Source organism: Infirmifilum sp. NZ, assembly GCF_022693705.1.
Classification (GTDB): domain Archaea; phylum Thermoproteota; class Thermoprotei; order Thermofilales; family Thermofilaceae; genus Thermofilum.
The window spans coordinates 886,920-907,731 of the sequence record NZ_CP094288.1 but is presented as its reverse complement, the minus strand read 5'-3'; the positions used below and the strand labels follow the sequence as shown (position 1 = coordinate 907,731).

Below are 20,812 nucleotides of genomic sequence, written 5' to 3'. Positions count from 1 at the left end.
GGTTGAGGGCTATCTTCCTTTTTTGAAGAGGAATAGATGCAAAAGTAAATATAGGAGGCTTCGGAAAAAACGTCGGGTGGGGGAGTTGAGTCTAACCGGCGTTGAAAGGTTCTTACTAGCGTACATCTATTACGAGTACGGCGGCAAGATATATTATCAATCTGGGAGCAGTGCACCTGAGGAATACCTAGCTGAGTTCATTACGGAGGAGTTTTTGCCTAGGAAGAACCCGAACTTTGCGCGCGTTGTGGGGGGCTTCGCGGAAGCCATACGTGGTTTGAGGGATAAGGGCTACATCACGATGACCGGTTACGAGGTCAATTTAACTGAAGACGGTAAGAGGGAGGCGTCGAAAGTACCGCAGGAGGAGTACAAGGAGCTGAAGAAGCGCTTCACAAAAGTCTAGGGTTCGTGTGGGGATAGATCTGAGTTGAAAGCCTCAATAGGCTACCGGGATCATTCATTAATGTACGGCTATAAACACGTATTCTTCACGGGTTGAGTCAAACTTGCGTTGAACTAGCCCCTTCTCTATTAGGGATGTTAACGCTCTGTAAAATGAGGCGGGGTTGACTCCTCTTTTCTTGCTCCATTCATAGAGCTGGCTTCTTGTCAGACCGGAGGGTTCTTGCTTAATGCGTTGAAGCAGGAGTTTTTCCACTTCTTCTGTAAGGAGAGCTTCTTCTCGAGATGCAGGGCGAGAACCCGCGGCAGCTTGGGGTTGTTCCTCCTGGCTCGAGAAAAACTTCATCAAATCGACTCCTTGAGGCTGTTTTTCCTCTTTTTTCCTCTTCTCCGGCATGGAGAGACACCCTGAATTTCTTCACGAGAACTTGCTATTATTGTTTTTTGGCTATGTTCAGTAGGATTTTCCTGTCCGCGAATAGCTTCCTCTTAAACTTCGAGATTTCCTCCTCTGTTACAGCTCTTAGCAGGACAGCCGAGATGTATATCTGCTCCCTGTACTCCCTGAGAACTCCGAAAACGAGAACCTTGGAGTCCTTCTTAAGGCCCTCGAGGAGGTCTCCCACCCCCTGAGTGTCCCAAACCCTTACGGTTACCTGGCCGCTCTCCAGTGCGAGGGTAATGTCCGTGTAGGTGCTACCACGCTGTATACTGGTCACAAAACCTATTGTGCAGAGCTTCCTCGTCTTAACTTCCACCTCTCCGAGAGACAGCTTTAAAAAAGCTACAGGACCTTCCCGAACGACGTTCTCAGGGCTAACTTCCTTAGGAAGCACCCTGACGTACCCGTTTAGCAACACATTGTTATGCACTCTTTTCGGCTTTTATTTTTCACAGCTTTAATTCAACGTGAAATCCCTCAAAGTGAACCTGTCAAAGTATTTGCCCTCCGTGCTCCGGATACCCGAGAGCCACATTCTTATCGTGGGGCCTACGGGCAGCGGCAAGACAAACACCGCGAAAGTTCTGGTTGAGGAGTACTTTAAAAAAGGTGTAAAAGTGCTGATACTGGATTGGCACGGAGAGTACAAAGGGCTTAAACGCTATGTTCCGGGCGAGAACTTCTCGATGAATATCCTGGAAAGAGGTGAGACTCTAAAGCATGATCCTGAGTTCGTTGTGGATCTATTCTCACAGGTATTTCAGCTCTCAGAGCCTCAGTGGTATCTTCTTCAGCGTAGCCTTCGCGAGATTAAACCACCGCTCAAACTCTCAACTCTAATTGCCGCAATAGAGGAGCAACCCGTCAAGGACTGGAAAGACTACGACATTAAGGCTGCTTTGCTAAGGCGGCTGGCAATTCTGAACGACGGGGTCCTAGGGCAGGTCTTAAACGGGGATGACCCTCCATACTTTCTCTTCGATGAAAGTGCCGTGGTTGACCTAAGTGTTATGCCTTTAAGGTACAGAGTCCTCCTAGTCCTTGTTCTGCTAAGGCACTTGTACGACTTCGCCGTTTACTACAGAGGCGTTTCAAACCGCATTGTGCACGTGACCGTTATTGAAGAAGCATGGAATGTTGTGCCGTACAAAGCGAAGTGGGAAGCCCCCTCGATCGGCGAGCGCCTCTTCCTGGAGCTTCGAAAGTTCGGGGAACAGCTTGTGGCTGTAACACAGAGGGTAGATGATGTTTCCGAGCGAGTTTTGAGGAACTGCCAGCTAATACTCATTCATAATCCCAACCCCCAGGACTTGATGAAGCTCGGCCTCCAAAGAGAGGAAATAGGCGAGGCACGCCTAGCCTCCCGAAAAGGCGTTGTCTATGCGATTTCTCCCGGTCGCGTTAGAAAGATTAGGGTAAGGCGGTCGGAGTGGCTTTAAGAGCGTGAAAAGTAAAAATATATTACAAGCCATCGTTTTTCCCAGGGTGTCTTGATGCAAAGGAAGGAGCGCAGGCTGAGGCTTAGAAGGCGTGACGAGGTACCTGAAGGTAAGGCTTACATGAATCCGTCAATGATGGCGGAGCTGGGGATATCATCAGCCATCGAGGTTGTGATAGCGGGCAAGAAGAAGCTGTATTTCCAGGCTCAACCCAACGATAAAGTGCCGCCGAACGAAGTGTGGTGTAACACCGACGAGCTTAAAATGCAGGGCGTCGCAGATTACACGATAGCCACGGTCAGGGCTAGAGCGGGTGGTTAGCGGTGTCCAATGTGTCTATAGCGGACGCAAGGCTGATCTCTATACTTCGCCGGGAGCTCACTATCGCTCAGGAAATCCTCGGTGACATTCGCAGAGTGCTTAAAAGTCTGAGCGACCCCGCGCAACGGGAGGAGCAGAAGAGGCTCCTAGAGCACGCTCAGACAGCTAAAAACCAGACAAAGGATCTTCAGACAGAGTACCTAACCTACCTCTCCAAGATCTCGCGCGTGCTTGAACATAAGGAGGAGTGGGTCAGAATAGGCTCACGCATAATGGAGGTTATAGACAAGCTGAGCGGCATAACTTACAGGCTGAGCTTCCTCATTGAGCGAAACTGGGTTGTGCCAGCACACATTCAGGCAGGCCTTCTGGACATGTGCCAGGAACTCGAGCAGATGCTCAGCGCAATGGATGATCTTCTTAACAGGCTTCAGTCCAGCCCCCCTCAAGCACTGGAGGATATAAGAAGGATCTCAGACTATGAGAACAAAATTGACGGCCTCTATCGTAATACGATCTTCAGCATCCTTGATTCAAACGTGTCAAGCAGCACGTCGCTTCTTTTGTTGAGCATCGCAGAGATGCTTGAAGACAGCTCCGACACGATTTATGAGCTAACGAGCAACGCTCACATACTTCTAATAGACTTCCTTTAAGCCCCCTCACATATCTTTGTAGCCTTGCCTAGCCCATGAAATCGAACAAAGTCTGCTGCCTTTTGCCCGTGTAGAAGTGCTCTTCTTTTATCCCGAAGTACTCTAGGATTCGTAGCGCGGCTGGCACGATCTGCCTTTTAACGTAGTACTCTACATCCACCTCCGAGTTGCTTTTAACGAGGAAAAACGGTAGGGCTTTCTCCGAGACCCGTTCCCCTCCCTTTACTATGACATAGCCGATCTTCGATCCCTTACCGACTTTCCAACCGGCGCTCACCATCACTTTAGCCGCTCTAACGTGCGGGGCGTCCACCTCGTACTCGTCGAGACTTTTTGAAAGTGTCTTCCATATGATTAGCTTCGAGATAGGTATCTTGCCCAACTCGAGATCCCTTATGATCGCTCGCACGTACTCAACGGCCTTCCACGGATCCCCTTCGCGTAACACGATCTCAATGACTTTTTCCTGTATTTCCTTAGATATTTCCGCCCAGTCACCGCGCACCGCCTCCAACCCGACCACGTCTATTCTTCCGTCTTCTAGTAGACCGCAGTACCGCTTTTTCGCCTCCGTGAAGAAAACTTTCGAGTAAACTTTGTCGATCTTTATTTCGAACCCTAGCTCCTTTTCAACAAACCTTATGAGCTCTTCTACTTTACCCCGGTCGTATTTGACGAACAGGCTGTCGGTATCTCCGTAAAGCACGTAAAGGCCTATCTTCTGAGCGTAGGCGAGTGCGCTCTTAATTAGCTCGCGGCCCCAGGCCGTTGTTGCCTCTGCGACCTCGCGCATATACCACCTAGCTAGGCTCCAACCGCTATACCCATATGTAGCGTTGGTCACTACCTTTATCGCCTTTTGCCTTTCGTCCAAAATCCTGTACATCTCGCTTTTTGGGTCCAAGTGCTTCATCTGATCCCTTATTTGACGCCTTGCTTCAAGTAGGCTTGATAGCACTTTTGCGTAGAAGCCTGGTGGGTTTTTCCTGAACCTGTGGCCAACCTCGGGGGCTGTGTAAACCTCGTCGGGGTGAACATCAACTCCCGGAGGCACGAACGTGTCAGGGGACACATTGTACTTTATCATTATGTTCGGGTACATTGAAGAGAAGTCGAGCACCGCTATATTCTCGTGTACGCCCGGCTTCGGCTTCAAGACTATGGCTCCCCGGTACGTTTCCTCGGGGCGCTCCTTAACATTGGGAACAAGCTCTCCGTAAAGGAAGGCCTGACGGATTAGGTGCCACTCTACCCGATTACCAACAGATGCGGCGAACACTTGGTCGAGAGGAAGCCCGACCAAGCTCGATAACTGCACCGCGAAGGGTAGAACAACCTCAGCGAGCTTAAACGTGCTAACAGCGTCGTCGCGGTTGTAACGCCTCAGCAAGTCTCTCTTTGATGGATCATCCCAGTATTCGTAAATCGATAGTGGATCTATTAGAATGCGCTCACTCTTCTTAACGACTCCAAGGTAGTCGGCCACGTTTTCTAAGGTCTTGACCTTTACCTCGGGGATCTCGCTTGCGTAGTCGTACAGATCTATGTTTGCCCTTCCAACAATGCTGTAGTGACCATATACACTCTGGGCGGGCTCTCCAGCGCCTCGAGACACATCGAGCCTCATCCTCGACCTGTGCGCGCGTGCAAGCAAGTATGGCCAGTCGAAGCGATTGCTGTTATAGCCAACAATAACATCGGGGTCTTGAGAGAGGAGGTCGTTCGCAAACTCGCGGATAAGCCTCTCGTCATCATTTCCATCAGCCTCAAAGGTTTCGACTCCCTCGCGGGTAGCTCTACTGATTAAAATCACGGGGTCACGGTCTGGGTTCGGCTCTCCAAACTTATTGTAGCACTCAATGTCGAAGGCGTATATCTTAAGATTCGGGAGCCTCTGTTCATCAATGGGTTTCGGAGGTTCAACTGCGAGATACGCCCTGTCGACTCTCCACTCGCGGCTCCTCTCTAACTCTTTAACCTTAACGATATGCCACGAGCTAGGCTTAACGCCGGTGTCGATCATGTAACGCATATAGAACCTGATATCGGCCTCGAGGACTTCTTCAACGCCTATTGCCTTGGGTACGAGCTCTCTTGCTCTAGGCACGTCTCGAGGATCCGCCAGCACAACTTTGACAGCCTCGACAGGTGTTCCGTAGTATTTCCTCTCGACCTTCTCAACCGAAAGGGTCTTAACCCCACTTAGGCTCGAAAGCACTCTTCTCAAAAAATCGTCTGTCACTTTTCTCTGGGAAGGGAGAACGTAGAAATAAGGTCTGAAGCTGCGATCTATTACGACTATCCGCTCACCGCTCTCGGAAACCCCCCAAAGGCGAACCTCTGGAATACCTCCTACAACCTCGTAGTTCACATCGAGTATCCAGAAAACCTCTTCACTAGCCATTAATACTCAGGGAATTATAAGGAGGAGTGAGCCTAAAAACCTAGTGCAAAGGCCACGCTAGGGATTTCTCTGACGTCCCCTTACTCGATATCGTCAAGACGTCAATCCCATCCCCGCTTGCAGCATCACGCTTCATCGCGGCCTCAACCGCCCTTATGGCTAACTTCTCTGCGTCTTCCACCGACATGGAACTGGAGTAGTTACTCTCAATGATGCTTATAGCCAACTGTGTTCCAGATCCGAGAGCCACATAATCATCCTCAATGATCGCTCCGATTGGGTCTAGGGAGTACAGGTGTGATCCTGTCTCGTCTATTCCTCCAACGATCAGTTCTGCGTAGTAAGGGAAGAGTCTCCTTTCATAGAGGACGTAGGAGAGCAGTTTGGCGGCTGTCCACACGCTAGGGGCTATACCTGCGTCTAGCTCGTAGATCCTCATCTCGGCTTCAACGATCCTTGCAAGAGTCTGCATGTCGGCCATTAAACCTGCGCTTGCAAGTCCCATTCTGTCAAGTATTCTGTACACCTTTTTCCCAGACTTGCTCATCAAGTACAATCCATAGGAGACTCTCTTTTCTGCCGCTAACACAACTCCATCAGCTACTCTAACACCCACCGTCGTTCCAGGTAAGACTTCAACAGCAGACGTTTGAACCACCTTGTTCACAAGCAAAAAGTAAGCTATAAGCGTGTCGAAAGTCTCAGGCACTGGGTCCGCAACATTTTGAAGGTGCAAGGAAAAAGGAACTGGAAAGCCCCGTTTCGGGCTTCGCTGAGCCCCTAAAGCCCTCTTGGCTGCATCCGGCACATGCGCCCCCTCAACGGCCAGCCCCTCTCTTCGAGGCAATCATGAGTCGCCGTAACGGTATATTAGCCCTACGAGTTTGAGGCCGTGGTAGAAACTTTTTAAAGGGAGTTTCCCCTAAGTAAAACAGGATTCATGGAGGAACAGAGAGTCCACCTTAGATTGCCAAAACGGGAATACTGCTTAGATAGTATAGTGATTCTGGGAAACGAGAGGGTGATTATAACCAAGGAGGTCAACGACGCCTCGACGATCTCACCGAGCACTGCAGGTGTTCTGAAAAGCATGGCAAACTTTTTAGATGCTCTTCCGATCGTGTTGGCGGAAAGGATCGATAACGAAAAGCTTGAGGAAAACATAGTTTATTCACGCCACAACCTTCCCGTTTTGAGTCAAGACACGTTTAAATCGATGGTTTCTGGAGCTGAAATCCCATTGATCTACCTTTCTCACGGAGGCATCTATGTGAAAATTAAAGGATCAAAACTTAGGGAGATGCGCGAGAAAAGGGGGATTAGTCGTGGTGAACTGGCGAGAATGGTCGGAGTTACAAGCAGGACCATAATTAACTACGAGGAAGGCCGAAGCGACGTTAGCCTAGATGTGGCGCTAAAACTTGAGGAGATGTTCGGCGACGAGATCTTTGAGAAAGCCTCAGCGGACTCCTTGAAGGAAATCTTCAACGACAAGATTAAGGCACCTAGGATGGAGCCGAGAGATGCCTTATTGCGCTCTCTCTTCAGAGAGCTCAGAGAGCACGGTTTTATCGATTTCCTATTCAACAAGGCTCCATTCGACGCTGGGGTTAAGTACGTTAGAGAAAGTACGCAGGTTAAGGTTGCGATAAAGAAGGATCCAACGTCAGAAGAAGTGGATATTGCCCGCATGGTGTCGGAGAGCACGAAAACTAGGCTCATAGTGGTGTCAGCCGGCGAACGGGACGATGCCCCTGGTGAGAGCCTAATGTTCGTGTATTCGAAGAGCCCGGATAAGATAAGGGATGTTATCCTGGGTTTTCTGAGAAAAACCGCGTCTGGCGCACCTGCTCCCTCGTAGTTCAGCGTGACAAGAAATGAAGACTTTCATCCATCCATAAAAGTTAACGGCGACTTGCCTCATGAGCGAGCCCTGCCCGCTGACCGAAAGTAGAGAGGGGAAGGCCGTTATACGTCACTGCGATCTAAAATCGTATGCAAACAGCAGGGGCTTCGTGGATCCGGCATGGGCTCCAGTCTTCTACAACCCTCGTATGAAGTGCTCCAGGGATCTTTCAACGGTAATTCTCTCGGCGTATGTTAAACTATCAGCGAGAAAGGAGGTTTCTGTAATCGATGTTATGTCGGGCACAGGTGTTCGCGGAATACGCTATGTTCTCGAGGTTCCAGGTGTATCACAGGTTATACTTAATGACGTTGACCCGAAGGCCGCCCTCCTAGCTCGGGAAAATGTGGCTTTGAACGGTGTCACGGATGTTGTAAAGGTTTTTAGTAAAGAGGCTCACGAAATTTTAGCCTCTACGAAAGCCGAAGTGGTAGACCTTGATCCATTTGGTACGCCTGCACCCTTCATACACCCCGCTTTAAGAGCGGTCAGGCATGGAGGACTCCTGTGCGCTACTGCCACGGATTTGCCCCCGCTTTTAGGGATTTATCCCTCGGCCTGTATAAGAAAGTACTTTTCGAAAGCACTAGAGGCTGAGTTCTCTCGAGAGCAGGCCGTGAGAGTGCTGCTCTACTTTATTGCCCGCGAAGCGGCAAAGCTTGGGCGGGTTATAAGGCCTTTTTACTCCTATTATCTCGACCACCACATTAGAGTCTGCGTGATCGTTGAGAAGAAGGAGAGAAGCGGTTTCCTGGAGGAAAACTTGGGCTTTATCCTCTATAACCCTAAGACTCTCGAGCGTCGGCTCGTAGTTCTGTCACAAGCCTCCGAAATGTGCGGTGGACGTCTGGCAGGCGGTGGGTGGGTAGTTGGAGGCCCCGTGTGGATCGGAGAACTGTGGGATTCGGAAGCCTCCCAGGAGATCTCCCGGGAATACATGGCTCGTCAAGCTGAGCTGAACCTTTGCAGGAAAGGATTATCCGTAGCTACAAAGATAGACCAGGAGCGGGATAAGCCTCCACTGTACTACACTACCGAGAATGTCGCCTCGACTTATAAGCTGGCTGAGGAGCGCTCAGCTCGACAGCTGGTCGAACAACTAGCACTGAAAGGGTACCCCTCCTCTCTAACTCACTTCGACGAAAAGGGCTTTAGAACCACAGCGAATGTAGCTGACATACTCGAGGCATGGCAAGCTCGATAGAGCAACAATTTCTGCAGATCGAGGGTAAGTGGTCGCATCGCCACGGTCATGTCCCACAGAAGGCATCTAAGGCTCCGCGTCGATCAGGCCTAAGCATCCTTGAAGTGTCCCTGCCGCACAGCATTTCCTCGACGCTGTAGCCGAGCCAGCACGCCTTGAGCCACCTGGCCATGCGATCCCAGATCCCGCCGCTTACCTCCGCCATTATGCTGGAGTGCGTGCTGAAGATTAATCTTCACACTCAGTGTGACAACTGCGAGCCTGGCTTACGAGTGCTGCTCGTGCACTTGCCTTTCCCCCTTCCTAACCCTCGGGATAAGAGAAAGCTTGGGTTAAACATGGGAAGAGACAATAGAAAAGCTAAAAAGCACCGTTGATACACGTCTCCAGGGTGTTCATGGGCTACCAGAAGTATCTAGCTGAAATCTGGAAAAGGCCGATGAGCGGTGAGCACGGTAAGCTGATGAAGGAAAGGCTGATTCTCTGGAGAAAAGAGCCGAGCGTGGTAAGGGTAGAGAAGCCGACTCGAATAAACAGAGCCAGGGCACTTGGGTATAAGGCTAAGCAGGGTTATGTCATCGTCAGGGTTCGTGTCAGAAAGGGCGGCCTTAACAGGCCCCGGCCAGATAGCGGTAGAAGGCCTAAAAGAATGGGCGTCTACGGGTACAGTCCTCACAAAAGTGCGCAGTGGATAGCTGAGGAGAGGGCAGCTAGAAAATTCCCCAACCTTGTCGTGCTAGGCTCTTACTGGGTAGGCGAGGACGGAATGTACAAGTGGTACGAGGTCGTTATGGCGGACCCCAACCACCCTGTGGTGAAGTCGGACCTCGAGAGAAGGTGGATCTCCGGCTTTAAAACGCGGAAGGATTATAGAGTTACCCGTGAGAAGCTCCTCAAGATTCTGGAGAAGGCTAAGCTAGAAGAGCAGGCTGGCGAGGAGACCAATAGCCAATGAGTAGATCGCGACTCGCAGTCTCCGTTGAGTTTTCGTGTTCTGTTCACGCGACTGAAGAAGAAGAACGCGTTCTTCGGGCTTTAATTAATTTGCTACCGGAAGAGCTAAGGAGTGTCAGCGACCTTCCCATGACGAAGCATGTGACGCACGGCTTCTACGGTAACCCTATTCTGCTCATCAGAGTGATTTACGGTGAGCAGGAGGCTGATAAAATCGCTCTACACATTTTTTCGTCAATGCCGAGTAAGGACACGCAGAGTGTTCTTCAGGACTTTCAATCGCGCTTCGCTAAGGGTAGGCTGTACCTGCGCTTCGACAAGCAGGAAGCCTACCGTGGTTCCATTAAACTCAGTAGCGGGGATGAAGTCATAAAATGTGTGATAAAGTTAAAGCCGAACATTCGGAGAAGCGAAGACTTGGAGAGGGTTCTGAAGGAGCAGGGAGTACGGTTATGAGCTCGCGTAAGAGGAGATACCACGATGTATTTTGTGGCAGGATCGAAACCCCCTCCAGAGAAGTTCTTGAAAACCTTTACATGCATGCGAAAGAGGTTGGTTACTACGCCTGTATTCCCAGCTTTTGTATCACACCAAAATTAGACACAAAAACCCTCCAGGATGCCGTGGTAAAGTTACGCTCCATGATAGATGACCTGCAAAGCGTGGGATACCGAGTATACCTCCGTTGCCACTTCACCGGTTTAGGGCAGGTAGAGATGAAGAAAATGCTTCCTCGTATCAGAGGTTACTGCGACCTAGTATCGGTTGAAGCTATATCGAGAGAGATTGCTGCATTTTCCAGTAGGGATCGTAGGGTAGATATCGTCACAATGCAACCCCTAATATCACCGAAGCTGTATAAAGGAGACATCGAGTACATCCTGAGATACGGAAAATTCGTAGAAGTGATAGCATCATCTCTCTTAGCGGAGGACGCCCAAGTTCTCGCCAAAAATATCTCGTCAATTAGAAGTCTACTGAGCAATTTCTCTCGAAAAAAGGTCCCAGTGCTTATTTCGAGCGGCGATAAGGGGATAAAGGATCCGCGCTCCCTCATAGCCTTCGCCGAGCTCGTCCTGAACCTGGACGGCACGTTCGTGGCTACCTCTATTTCAAAGATTATTGAGCAGCGTTTAAACGAGAACGTTGAGAAAAGACTGGGGATTCGACCGGTGGAAGGTGTGAGGGTAGAGGGTAAAGCAGGGTGAGGGAAAACAAGTACAGGTACCTTGTTGTAAGAAGCAGAAACGTTAGAGCCTCGACCAGGGAGGTGGAAGAACGCGTGAAAAATTACGTTCTTCTCCTATTTGGGGTTAGCGGTCTCTCACGGACGCTTCCAAAAGTCGTGTACGCGACAGGCAATGGTGTTTTCGTTCTACGGGTCAAGCGTGAGGGCGTAAAGCTTCTCCGAGCATCGCTCTTGCTTGACGCTGAGTGTTCGTTTATCGTCGTTAAGACAACCGGTACATCTAGGAAAGCTATGAGGATAGCTGTGAGCATCCCGCCGGTAAAACAATAATAGTTAAGCTGGGATTTTTGAGGCGTGAAGCCTCGAACAGACCTGGTGGTGGTCTCCGGAAGCGGTTGTACCAGGCTTGCAATGGAGCTCTCTAGACACCTTGCGGCTACGTTTAAGCCTCTGGTCACGAGAGAGTTTCCGGACGGAGAGCTCTACGTGCGCGTGCCGCAGGAAGTTCGCGGAGAGAGGGTAGCACTAGCCATATGCTCGGGCCGAAGGCCCAACGATGCACTCATTGAGGCGGTACTCGCCGTGAAAACCCTTACGAGGGTCGGTGCTCGCGAGGTGATTCTGATAATGCCGTACTTCCCGTACGCTAGACAGGATCAGGAGTTCAGTCCTGGGGAAGCTGTGAGCCTGAGCATCGTCGCAGAGCTCTTGGAGGCGCTGGGCATCTCCGCGTTGGTAACTGTCGACATGCACCTGCACAGGGTTAAGAGCATTGGAGAGGTATTCAGGATTAAAGCCATTAACGTGTCAGGCATGGGGGAGCTAGCACGCTACGTGAGCAAAAACTACGGTGAAGGGTTTACTGTTGTAGCCCCTGATGAGGAAGCGCGTCAGTGGGCCGAGATTTTCTCGAAGGAGATCGGTGCCGATTACCTTGTGTTGGAGAAGGAAAGAAAAGGGGATGAGGATGTAAGAATAAGGGGCGAGGTAAGCAAGGTAAAGAAGGCGGTGATAGTGGACGACATCATTAGCACTGGCACTACTATAGCAGCCGCGGCTCTAACTTTAAGGGAATACGGCGTTGAAGAAATAATCGCCGCATGCACCCATGGGCTCTTCGTTGCAGGGGCTGAGGCTAAGATTGTGTCAGCCGGAGTTAAAGACATAGTAGCAACAGATAGCGTGGCAAATCAGTTCGCCAGGGTAAGTGTCGCGGTGCCGATTGCCAATGCATTGATTGATATGTCTCCGTAACGAGCAGCCAATACCGGAAGGTTTTATTCGCGGCATGCGGCATCTTTTTACTAGATGAGGACTCGCATGCTGGAGTGGGGGAGAGTTGTTGAGGACATAAGAACGGGGAGAATACACAGCTCGACGGAGGTCGTATTTTACGCGATGGACAAAATGCTGGAGGCTCTCACACTCGAGAAGAGACTCGATAAATTCGCTGAGCTGGCGCTGCACATTGTGAGAGCACGACCCACTTCTGCCCTTCTCGCTAACAGCATACGTGAGCTCGCTAAAACTGTACTCGAGTACAGTGGTGAGTCGCCGGAATCCGTTCTCGAAAAAGCGTCGTCGAAGGTTGCGGAAATCAAGGAGAGGATCAAGGCAACCGTCGAGGAAACCTCCTCCATAGCCGAGAAACGTCTAGAGGATGGCGACACTGTTCTGACCGCCTCGTACAGCGTGTTCGTGAAAAAAACTATCGAGAAAGCGATCAAAGGCGGGAAGGAGATCAGGGTGATCGTGACCGAGTCGAGGCCTGGTAGCGAGGGAGTTAGGCTTGCGGCAGAGCTTGCTGGTATTGGTTGCGACGTGACACTCATCGTCGACTCCGCAGTGCGCTATGTTATGAAGAACGTGGATAAGGTTCTGCTGAGCTCCGAGAGCGTGACGGCCAACGGTGCTAACGTCAACAAAGTCGGCTCCAGCCAGATAGCACTGGCCGCTCACGAGGCGCGCGTCAGGGTCTTCGTCGTCACATCAACTTTAAAATTCAGCCCCGAGACCCTCGTTGGAGGGCTCGTCGAGATCCCTGAGGCAGACACCACTGAGATCAAAAACTACTTGGCACAGAGAGGGATCGAGGGCGTAAAAGTAAGGGCTCCGCTATTCGACGTAACACCGCCAGAATACATTGACGCGATAATAACGGAGAAGGGCCTCGTAGCCCCGTCTTTTGTGATAATGACTGTCCGTGACCTATACGGATGGCCGCCCAAACCGACCCCTCTGGAAAACCTTCTCACTGCGCTGGCCAAGGTAGGGACTTATGGCGGTTGATGGGATACCCGAAGAAGCTGAGCGCATAGCCAGCGACATCAGGGACATGAGGGTGAGGGGCGCTGGCAGAATCGCTAGAGCTGGTGCACTAGCCCTGCGGATATCGGCTGAGAAGTACTCCGGGGACTCTCTGGAAGACTTCAAGAGGTACATGAAGTCCGTAGCCGACTACATCGTTAGAACGAGGCCTACAGCCGTCTCGCTCCCCAACGCCGTCAGCTACGTTATTTCACCGTTATTTAGATTAAACGTCGCGCAAAGCGTAGAAGAGGCCAAAAAAGTAGTAGTAGAGCGGGCTAACAGCTTCATTGCTTACTCCGAAAGAGCTGTAGAGGCAATAGCGGAAATAGGAAGTAGACTGTTGCACGACGACGAGGTTGTGCTGACTCACTGCAATAGCCAGGCAGTTGTGTCGATAATAAGCGAGGCCTTCAGGCAGGGTAAGAGGGTTAAAGTTATAGCAACGGAAACACGGCCGCTCTTCCAAGGCTACATAACAGCTAGGATGCTAGCAGATAAAGGCGTGGAAGTTACAATTATCCCCGACTCCGCTGTTAGGAGTATCATAAAGGATGTGGACAAAGTGATTGTTGGCGCTGATACGGTGACCGCTAACGGCGCCGTTGTAAACAAAATAGGAACGAGCCTGATAGCTCTTATAGCGCGCGAAAGAGGAGCAGACTTCTACGTGGCGACAGAGACTTACAAGTTTAGTCCTTACACTGTGTGGGGTGAGCCCGTAGTCATAGAGGAGAGATCGCCCGCTGAGGTGCTTCCTGGAACTTTTCTGGCCAAAAACCCGAGGCTCAAGGTGCTCAACCCCTCGTTCGACGTAACTCCTCCTTCACTGGTGACCGCGATAATCACCGAAATAGGTTTAATACCTCCACAGGCCTCGTTCCTCGTTTTAGAGGAGATGTATAGCAGGGAGGCTGTTCACGATACCGTTCGTAGTGTCGAGGAAGATGCATGATTGACATTTGTTAATGTGTTGGCGTGAGTTATCAGCTAAATCCTGGAATACAACTTGTTGAGCAAAACGAATATTTCGTATTACGCGTCGTGAAGCTCTGTATTCTTAGAGATCTAATAGAGTCGAGAGGCAGCGTTTTCGAGCAATCTTAGGGGCAAAAACTTTTTTGCCCTATGAGATTACGTTTTATGGCTAGTTTCGGAACCTTAAAATTACGCAAAATCACCTGGAGCGAGCTCTTCTACGATACCTTAGAGTTGGCTAAGAAAATAGCTTTCGCCGGCTTTCATCCAGAGCTTCTAGTAGTCGTTGCCAGAGGAGGTTTAGTCGTAGGCAGATTACTGTCCGACTTCCTGTCGATACGCAGGATCGCCAACGTCTCTGTACGGCTCTACGAAGGCATTGGAACTGCAGCGAAAGAGCCAATCTTGGAAGGCTCCATCAATAGTGATGAGGTACAAGGCAAACCCGTCCTCGTGGTCGACGATATTGTTGACAGCGGGACTACCCTAAGTTTCGTTTTAAAATACATCTCGGCACATAATCCAGGAGAGGTTAGAAGCGCTGCTCTCTATGTAAAGCCTTGGGCGAAAACTCGGCCTGACTTTTTCGTGCGCGTGATAGAAGAGTGGGCGGTATTCCCCTACGAAATCCGAGAAACACTTGAAAGCATACCCAACGAGTACAGGTCGCTTCTAGGCATTGATTCAAAGGTGATAGAGGACATTAAAAACATCGTCGAGAACTCGAAGCGATAAACAGCACACCTATTGGGAGCGCGCCTCAAATGACCGCTTTCCCAAGCTCGAACCTCCTGCACAACACGTGGCAAGAACGCTTTCCTCCAGTGCTGACCCCAAAAGCTCCGCCCCTTAACCAGGCTGGGATTATACGTGATGGATTAAGCATGCGAGGAACCTCTGGACGTGGAACGGCGCAACGTTTTAAAGGGCCGCGGCGGGATCTAGACTGGGAAAGAGCGCATATAGAGCAGAACGGTGGCTGAAGTGGACTTTGCAACGATCTTCACAAAGCTCATCAATGAGATGTTAAACGCCGACCTAGAAATTTTGGAACAGGACTTCTACGAGAAAGTTGTAGAGTACTTACGCAGAGAGAGTGCTGTGGAGCATACGGTTAAAATTGCTCTTTCAACCTTAAGGGCTCTTTTCCTCATCAGACTAATTAAGGAGATCAGCCTCATCTATCGAGGGAGTTTCCAGCAGAATGTTAATTCACTTCCGCGTCTTGAGAGAGAGGTGCTTGAGAAAGTTATCTCGGCTTTAGAGACCTTCAACGCTAATCCCCAGGTGTATCAAAGAACAGAGGAGAAGGAGAGGGTCTCGGTCGCCGGCAGAAGTGCAGGGAGCACCCAAGCGAGAAAGAGGGAAGAAAAGACTCTAGTGTTCTTCCTACAACCTTATCCTAAGATCGTCGACCACGACTTAAGCCTAGGGCCATTCGGCAAAGGGGATGTCGCTTACCTGCCTAAAAGGCTAGCTAAGGAGCTGGTTGCCTCAGGATACGCGGAGGAGATCCCCGGCGAGTTGAAAGGGTAATATTTATCAGGATATACTTGGTACCAGTACCGTGGCCTCAGAAGATAGCTTTCCAGCATATGAAGAGCTACTTGAACGGGCATACAAGCTGTTACCAAGGCGGAGACCTAAGAGTTCTGGCGAAAGGTTCACTTTACCGAGGTTTGAGGTAACCATCTCCGGCAAGAGGGTCTACATAACGAATTTTAAGAACGTTGCAGAGCTTCTGAACAGAGAACCTCAGGTTCTATTACGCTATATCCTTAAGGAAACGGCCCTCCCAGGGTACTACGAGGAGGGTGTTGCCGTTATTCAAGGCGAAACATCGCCACAGCTCCTAAATAAGCTCCTTGAAAGGTTCTTTAATGACTATGTGAAGTGCCCGGTCTGTGGGAGCCCAGATACTCTGCTCGTCAAGGAAAAGAAACTTATGTCGATCAAATGCATGGCGTGTGGAGCCATCTCGCCTGTAAAACCATTCTAGGAGCCTATATCCCCTTTTGTTCCCCACAGTCTCCCTTAATCTTACTCACCATCCCCTGTCTTTGGGGTATCTCGAGGTTGGTATTGCTAGCAAGCCTCCTGTCCGCGGTTATCGGGGTTGCCGGAGAGCGCCGCTAAGCGCGGAGACCAACCGCGGGCTGGGTTTCTCTCTAGCCAGCTACTCTGCCCACGCCGTGCCTCTTGGAGGCCGCACTGACTTGTCGTTTTCTCAAACAGCTCCCGGAACCTTTTTCTTCGGGAAATAGTCTCAACACGGGGGAGTGCTGGAACCAAGTTGTGCTCGAAATTTTCCGCCTCAACCTTGATAGGGCAAGGAGAAGTGCGAGTCGAGGGCTTCGAATATCTTTTCGATGTTCTGCTTTTTCTCAGCCGACACGTGTATGAAATCAGCGGAAGCGAAGACTCTCTCAAGTTTCTCGACGTGCTCTTTGGTAGCGATGTCTATCTTGTTGGCAATTTTAACAATCTTTATACCAGGAAAGTTGAGGGATAGCTGGTCGTAAACTGTTTTTTGAAACTCAAGTGGAAAACCACATGACTCGGTCGGGTCGACCACGAAGAATATTAAGGACGCGATATGCCTAATAGCAAGTACCGCCTGCTTCTCGACTTTATTCTTCTCTTCGAGTGGCGTATCCAAAAGCCCGGGAGTATCCACTAGCTGTATCTTTAAGCCTTTGCGTTCGAGGACACCTACTATAAGCTCTCTGGTCGTAAAAGGGTAGGGACTCACCTTGGGCTTGGCTCTCGTTAGCGCCCGTAGCAGGGTGGATTTGCCGACGTTAGGGGCTCCGGCGATCACTACGGTAGGAAGCTTAACGTCGAGCTCTGGCAGCGTCAGAAACGCTTGCTGTGCTAGCTTAATTTCTTTTAAGCACTTATCGAGTGTCTCCAGAACCGAGAGTGTTCTTCCGAAAAAACTTCTGCGCGCCAGTAATACCTCCTTTGGGCTCTCCGACGATTTAACCCTTCTTGCCTCCTCTCGAAAAATTTTAAGCAGAATTTTCCGCGAGGAGTTTAACCTAGAGAGGCATACCTTATAGTCATTTACATTAACGCTAAGGAGTAGTAATTCGCGGAAAAGAGGATGAAGGTCTTCGATAAAGGGGCACGTCTCGATTACTCTTCCGAAATACACATCCAGGAACCTGTGAGCTCTCTCAATGCACCTCAGGCTGTCTTTTTTTATCACCTCTAGTTTTTTCCCGCTCCGAGCAGGTGGAGGGCGTCGTTTACACTCTTCAACTGCTCTATCGAAGAGAACATGAGGATCTGGGTTGACTAGTACCATCCTTTTCTTTAAATGTTCGATATCCACTGTTGTCACAGCGTGCTTATAGCTTCTGGGCAACGACGAAGGCATGCGCCTCGTCGTATGGTTCGAGGTGTAAAGATTCCTTAACTTTGTACCCGCGGCGTTCTAGCTCATCCATTTCCCTTTTGTAGGTCTCAGACGGTGCTTTTGTTACGTCGATGCTCATCGCTTTTATTGCCATCATGATCCACCCACCCTTCTTTAGAAACATGTCAGCGTTGTCTGCAACGTACTTGCTTTGGAAGGGTTGAGCTATGTCGGCGTAAATGACGTCTACCGCCTCAACGAAGTGTGCATACTTCGATGGAAACCTGGCGTCTGCTAGGAGTGGTATCACGTTGCTCCTGTGGACGGCAACTTTCTCGATGAACTCTCTCATCACCCTTGGAGCAAACTCTACTCCGTATAGAACACCCGATGGCCCAATAATGTCCGAAACGTGGCTTGGAGTGGTGCCTGATGCCACCCCTAAGTATAGCACCTTGGTACCTGGTTTAATGGGATTCGTCTTTAGGCCTTTGTATATTGCTCCAGCAAGCTTGCTTCTATAGGGATTCCAGATCCTGTACTCCTTGCCTCCAATGCTGACAAGTTGCTCCCCGTAGACCTTGATTCCAGGCGCTAGGTTAATCGTAGCAAGCTTGCTGCTCCCGTCCTCAAAGTCTACCACGTAGACTCCGGGAAACTCCTCATGTTCTCTAACTTTCAGCGCTCTGATCATCTTCTACCACCCTTATGGTGTTTACCACCCTTTCTAGCTTTAGTGGTTTTTTCAGGTTTAGCTGGGGGTTTGGCGTATAGCGTTTTTATCTCTTCAACCCTCTTCTCAAGATCTTCCCTGAGCTCGTCAGCGCGGTACTCACCGGAAAATGCATCTATGCGTGCTGCTATAGCTAGTTTGGCAGCTAAGGCTCGAGCGATTTTTCCCCTTTGCCACTTCGGGGATTTATGGATCAAGGGGTGCTGGAAAATTACGCCGTGCTTAGGCGGCTTTGCACCGTACCTTAGCGCCCTGAAAAGCGCCTTTTCAGCCCCCAGAACCTGGATTGTGCTGGCAGGCAGCTTGGCAAGCTTATCCAAGCCACCAGCTAGTGAAATGAGCCTCGCTCCCAGCAACGAGCCTACAAGTCCCCTGATGTTCGGTGCGACTTCGTACATTGCCTCGTCGATGTACCTCTCAAGGCTACGTCTAACTGCATAGAGTCTGAGACCTGTGTCTGATATAAGGCGGATCGCCTCGAGGTCAAATTCCGTGAGGTCTGCTCCCATGCTGGACTTAGCTGCGTTCGCTATCTTCTCAGCTAGGTCCTCCTTCAATCCAATTTCGAGTAGCTTCTCCTTAGTTATCTTGTCTCTGAATCCTATGTTGCTGACGATTCTGAAATAGTCTTCATGCTCATCTACAAGCTCATCTAGCTCTGGGAAGTGCAGGCTGTACCACTCTCGAACCCTAGAGGCGAACAGATTGATTGTCTTGTTTACATCATCCAGCGCGTTGATCGCTTGGGCGACGAACAGGTCCCGCTTTTCGGCAACTTCCTTAACCTTTAACCGAGTTAGCTGAAGCGTCAACTCGTGGAGCAAACTGTAATATTTTTGTGCGCTCACTCCGAGAGACGTCTCGATGAGATTTGCTATGTTTTCCCTAGCTTTTAGCATTACCTCGTTTCCAGCTGCAGGTACTACCTTAACATCTTTTAGCTTAGATGAGATGAACCTCCCCAGATCGCTGTCCTCAACGACCAGCTCGTCTCCGGGTTCAACGCTTCTTGCAATAAACTCCAGGATCTCTTCTGGTAATTTTCCTTGTTCCATATCGTAGAGGAGCTCAAGATATCTTTCTCGGGAGATATCATCTCTGTACAGCTTGTAGAACGTTTTAGCCTCTCCCCCCTCATCGAGCAAGTATACAGCAAGGGGGTTTAGCAACAAGTATGCTTTAGCCATGGTGCCACTCTGGAGATTAACGATGGCATAATATAAATAATTCTCCGCACTTTGAGGCGAAATCGATTTAGGTGCGTAACTCCCTGTCTTCTGAGAGTTTCTATGAGGCCTATAGGCAAGGTGAGGCTGTTTACGCGGAACAAAAACCTCTTGGTAGAGGCCAAAGAAGTTCCGGTACCTGGGGAAAAGGTTTACGATGAGAAAATGGCGGTAGTAGGCTATGTCTATGATGTAATAGGGCCTGTTAACTCGCCGTTTGTTCTGGTCAAAGTAGATGAGAGCCGATGGAAGCCGGAAGCCTTTATCGGGAAGGTTCTCTACTGGAAGGGAAATCCAAGACACGCGGGCAAGAAGAGAGCCGGGGAGGGCCGTGGCAGGAAATAGATGCCCGAATTGCGGTACAACAACTCCTCCCATGTTTAACCCGGAAACTGGTGAGTACGTTTGCCCTGTTTGTGGCTATATTTACGGTCCTGTCGCAGAGCCGCTAAAGCCTCGGTCCCAGGAAGAGTACTTGAGGAAGGTCCACAGTGAAAGAATGCCCAAGAACCCGGACACAACTCCAAGGGCTATAAGCATCAAACACTTATTAGGGAGCCGAGAACTATCCCGCGAATCCAGCAAGAACAGAGAGTACTCTTCTTACCTTTCGCAGGTCCAAAGAGAGTTCAACATCCCAGGTTACGTCATGACAGAAGTTGAGCGACTGTTCGGAGAAATAAGGAAAGCTGGTGGTCTGAAAGGCAGAAGCCACAAGCTCATCATCGCAACTCTACTTTTTTACGTCCTGAAGAGATACCCGAACGTCACCTTGACGCAGAACCAGCTAGAGAGAATAGCTGGTGCAGATGTCAGAAAGGTTTACCGAACGTACCGGGTACTCGTTAAAGAAGGCTACATTCAACCTGCCAAGACCAGGGCCGTGCGCAAACCAAGTGAGCACTTGCCATCCATCTTAAGCAGGTTGAGAATTGAAAGTCAACGTAGTGGTAAAAGAGAGAACCCTCTCAGCGATATGCCGATGCATGTTCTAGCGAAAACTGCTGATAGCCTAGCGAAGATACTTCAGGGGGTTAAGCCATCAGGAGTTGCCGGTGCAACGGTCTATCTTTTTATTAAAATGCTGGGATTTAAGCTTAGCCAAGATATCGTCGCAAAGTCGGCCAATGTTTCTACACTCACTATCAGGAGGGTCTTGAAACAGATTACTGAAGAGGCCGAGTTAACTGTGGGTATATGAGATCCAGGTAACTAAGTAAACGTTTTTAAGGACATAACTTTAAATAAGGAGTGGCATAAGGCTTCATGCACGCGCAACGAAACTCG

26 protein-coding genes are annotated in these 20,812 nt (G+C 50.0%); 18 read left to right on the top strand and 8 right to left on the bottom strand.

Annotated elements, in window-relative coordinates:
- Window positions 1–85 precede the first annotated feature (85 nt).
- Entirely contained in the window at window positions 86–406 is a 321-nt protein-coding gene (locus tag MOV14_RS04900; RefSeq protein ID WP_318538107.1) for a hypothetical protein, read from the top strand.
- 57 nt (window positions 407–463) lie between these two features.
- Here the strand turns inward: MOV14_RS04900 and MOV14_RS04895 are convergent, their stop codons facing one another.
- Both MOV14_RS04895 and MOV14_RS04890 read right to left on the bottom strand, forming a co-directional pair.
- Window positions 464–802: a hypothetical protein gene (locus tag MOV14_RS04895; RefSeq protein ID WP_318538106.1), complete on the bottom strand. Its 339-nt coding sequence runs from the start codon at window positions 800–802 to the stop codon at window positions 464–466.
- Between the two features lie 37 nt (window positions 803–839).
- Window positions 840–1,265, bottom strand: a complete 426-nt coding sequence (locus MOV14_RS04890; RefSeq protein ID WP_318538105.1) for an OB-fold nucleic acid binding domain-containing protein — start codon at window positions 1,263–1,265, stop codon at window positions 840–842.
- Window positions 1,266–1,314: 49 nt separating this feature from the next.
- On the opposite strand from MOV14_RS04890, the gene MOV14_RS04885 reads away from it, so the two are divergent.
- The 3 genes from MOV14_RS04885 to MOV14_RS04875 are packed head-to-tail and all read left to right on the top strand — an operon-like array spanning window position 1,315 to window position 3,263.
- Complete coding sequence (locus tag MOV14_RS04885; RefSeq protein WP_318538104.1) at window positions 1,315–2,286, top strand: ATP-binding protein; 972 nt, start codon at window positions 1,315–1,317, stop codon at window positions 2,284–2,286.
- Window positions 2,287–2,340: 54 nt separating this feature from the next.
- Window positions 2,341–2,607: a hypothetical protein gene (locus MOV14_RS04880; RefSeq protein ID WP_318538103.1), complete on the top strand. Its 267-nt coding sequence runs from the start codon at window positions 2,341–2,343 to the stop codon at window positions 2,605–2,607.
- 2 nt (window positions 2,608–2,609) lie between these two features.
- Window positions 2,610–3,263: a hypothetical protein gene (locus tag MOV14_RS04875; RefSeq protein ID WP_318538102.1), complete on the top strand. Its 654-nt coding sequence runs from the start codon at window positions 2,610–2,612 to the stop codon at window positions 3,261–3,263.
- Window positions 3,264–3,291: 28 nt separating this feature from the next.
- On the opposite strand, the gene MOV14_RS04870 is transcribed toward MOV14_RS04875, so the two are convergent.
- Together MOV14_RS04870 and psmB are read right to left on the bottom strand one after the other, a co-directional pair.
- On the bottom strand, window positions 3,292–5,667 hold the full coding sequence (locus MOV14_RS04870; RefSeq protein WP_318538101.1) for a DNA-directed DNA polymerase: 2,376 nt from the start codon (window positions 5,665–5,667) through the stop codon (window positions 3,292–3,294).
- Between the two features lie 40 nt (window positions 5,668–5,707).
- Complete coding sequence (psmB, locus tag MOV14_RS04865; RefSeq protein WP_318538100.1) at window positions 5,708–6,475, bottom strand: archaeal proteasome endopeptidase complex subunit beta; 768 nt, start codon at window positions 6,473–6,475, stop codon at window positions 5,708–5,710.
- Window positions 6,476–6,607: 132 nt separating this feature from the next.
- On the opposite strand from psmB, the gene MOV14_RS04860 reads away from it, so the two are divergent.
- Both MOV14_RS04860 and MOV14_RS04855 read left to right on the top strand, forming a co-directional pair.
- Window positions 6,608–7,528, top strand: coding sequence for a helix-turn-helix domain-containing protein (locus MOV14_RS04860; protein ID WP_318538099.1), 921 nt, complete (start codon window positions 6,608–6,610; stop codon window positions 7,526–7,528).
- Between the two features lie 61 nt (window positions 7,529–7,589).
- Window positions 7,590–8,777, top strand: coding sequence for a 50S ribosomal protein L11 methyltransferase (locus tag MOV14_RS04855; protein WP_318538098.1), 1,188 nt, complete (start codon window positions 7,590–7,592; stop codon window positions 8,775–8,777).
- A 46-nt stretch (window positions 8,778–8,823) separates the two neighbouring features.
- Here MOV14_RS04855 and MOV14_RS04850 read toward each other — a convergent pair whose 3' ends face one another.
- Entirely contained in the window at window positions 8,824–8,982 is a 159-nt protein-coding gene (locus MOV14_RS04850) for a hypothetical protein (RefSeq protein WP_318538097.1), read from the bottom strand.
- A gap of 192 nt (window positions 8,983–9,174) precedes the next feature.
- Here MOV14_RS04850 and MOV14_RS04845 point away from each other — a divergent pair, with 192 nt between their 5' ends.
- The 10 genes from MOV14_RS04845 to MOV14_RS04800 all read left to right on the top strand — a co-directional run bounded on the left by MOV14_RS04845 (window position 9,175) and on the right by MOV14_RS04800 (window position 16,204).
- Window positions 9,175–9,732, top strand: a complete 558-nt coding sequence (locus MOV14_RS04845; RefSeq protein ID WP_318538096.1) for a 50S ribosomal protein L15e — start codon at window positions 9,175–9,177, stop codon at window positions 9,730–9,732.
- Entirely contained in the window at window positions 9,729–10,187 is a 459-nt protein-coding gene (locus MOV14_RS04840) for an RNA-binding domain-containing protein (RefSeq protein WP_318538095.1), read from the top strand. Before MOV14_RS04845 ends, MOV14_RS04840 begins: the two co-directional genes overlap by 4 nt.
- Window positions 10,184–10,939 carry an RNase P subunit p30 family protein gene (locus MOV14_RS04835; protein ID WP_318538094.1) on the top strand — a complete coding sequence of 252 codons (756 nt, stop codon included), beginning with the start codon at window positions 10,184–10,186 and terminating at the stop codon, window positions 10,937–10,939. The genes MOV14_RS04840 and MOV14_RS04835 overlap by 4 nt, the downstream gene beginning before the upstream one ends.
- The gene (locus tag MOV14_RS04830; protein ID WP_318538093.1) at window positions 10,936–11,250 is read left to right on the top strand and encodes an Rpp14/Pop5 family protein; all 315 of its coding nucleotides are present in this window, start codon (window positions 10,936–10,938) and stop codon (window positions 11,248–11,250) included. Before MOV14_RS04835 ends, MOV14_RS04830 begins: the two co-directional genes overlap by 4 nt.
- 24 nt (window positions 11,251–11,274) lie before the next feature.
- On the top strand, window positions 11,275–12,174 hold the full coding sequence (locus MOV14_RS04825) for a ribose-phosphate diphosphokinase (protein ID WP_318538092.1): 900 nt from the start codon (window positions 11,275–11,277) through the stop codon (window positions 12,172–12,174).
- A 54-nt stretch (window positions 12,175–12,228) separates the two neighbouring features.
- Window positions 12,229–13,209 carry a translation initiation factor eIF-2B gene (locus tag MOV14_RS04820; RefSeq protein WP_318538091.1) on the top strand — a complete coding sequence of 327 codons (981 nt, stop codon included), beginning with the start codon at window positions 12,229–12,231 and terminating at the stop codon, window positions 13,207–13,209.
- Window positions 13,199–14,182, top strand: coding sequence for a ribose 1,5-bisphosphate isomerase (locus MOV14_RS04815; RefSeq protein WP_318538090.1), 984 nt, complete (start codon window positions 13,199–13,201; stop codon window positions 14,180–14,182). The genes MOV14_RS04820 and MOV14_RS04815 overlap by 11 nt, the downstream gene beginning before the upstream one ends.
- A 188-nt stretch (window positions 14,183–14,370) precedes the next feature.
- Window positions 14,371–14,940, top strand: a complete 570-nt coding sequence (locus tag MOV14_RS04810) for a phosphoribosyltransferase (protein ID WP_318538089.1) — start codon at window positions 14,371–14,373, stop codon at window positions 14,938–14,940.
- A 240-nt stretch (window positions 14,941–15,180) separates the two neighbouring features.
- Window positions 15,181–15,741, top strand: a complete 561-nt coding sequence (locus MOV14_RS04805) for a DNA replication complex subunit Gins51 (RefSeq protein WP_318538088.1) — start codon at window positions 15,181–15,183, stop codon at window positions 15,739–15,741.
- Window positions 15,742–15,772: 31 nt separating this feature from the next.
- Entirely contained in the window at window positions 15,773–16,204 is a 432-nt protein-coding gene (locus MOV14_RS04800) for a translation initiation factor IF-2 subunit beta (RefSeq protein ID WP_318538087.1), read from the top strand.
- Between the two features lie 315 nt (window positions 16,205–16,519).
- On the opposite strand, the gene MOV14_RS04795 is transcribed toward MOV14_RS04800, so the two are convergent.
- From MOV14_RS04795 to MOV14_RS04785, 3 genes are read right to left on the bottom strand one after another with little or no spacing between them, the layout of a single operon-like run.
- A complete protein-coding gene (locus MOV14_RS04795) occupies window positions 16,520–17,587 on the bottom strand; it encodes an NOG1 family protein (RefSeq protein ID WP_318538086.1) in 1,068 nt (355 codons plus the stop codon).
- On the bottom strand, window positions 17,559–18,260 hold the full coding sequence (locus MOV14_RS04790; RefSeq protein ID WP_318538085.1) for a fibrillarin-like rRNA/tRNA 2'-O-methyltransferase: 702 nt from the start codon (window positions 18,258–18,260) through the stop codon (window positions 17,559–17,561). Before MOV14_RS04790 ends, MOV14_RS04795 begins: the two co-directional genes overlap by 29 nt.
- Complete coding sequence (locus tag MOV14_RS04785; protein ID WP_318538084.1) at window positions 18,257–19,486, bottom strand: C/D box methylation guide ribonucleoprotein complex aNOP56 subunit; 1,230 nt, start codon at window positions 19,484–19,486, stop codon at window positions 18,257–18,259. The genes MOV14_RS04790 and MOV14_RS04785 overlap by 4 nt, the downstream gene beginning before the upstream one ends.
- A 102-nt stretch (window positions 19,487–19,588) precedes the next feature.
- Between MOV14_RS04785 and MOV14_RS04780 the strand changes: the two genes are divergently transcribed.
- On the top strand, window positions 19,589–19,870 hold the full coding sequence (locus tag MOV14_RS04780) for an H/ACA ribonucleoprotein complex subunit GAR1 (protein WP_318538083.1): 282 nt from the start codon (window positions 19,589–19,591) through the stop codon (window positions 19,868–19,870).
- Window positions 19,857–20,726 (top strand): transcription initiation factor IIB family protein, encoded by an 870-nt coding sequence (locus tag MOV14_RS04775; protein WP_318538082.1) that lies wholly within the window; start codon window positions 19,857–19,859, stop codon window positions 20,724–20,726. Before MOV14_RS04780 ends, MOV14_RS04775 begins: the two co-directional genes overlap by 14 nt.
- The last annotated feature ends 86 nt before the right edge of the window (window positions 20,727–20,812 follow it).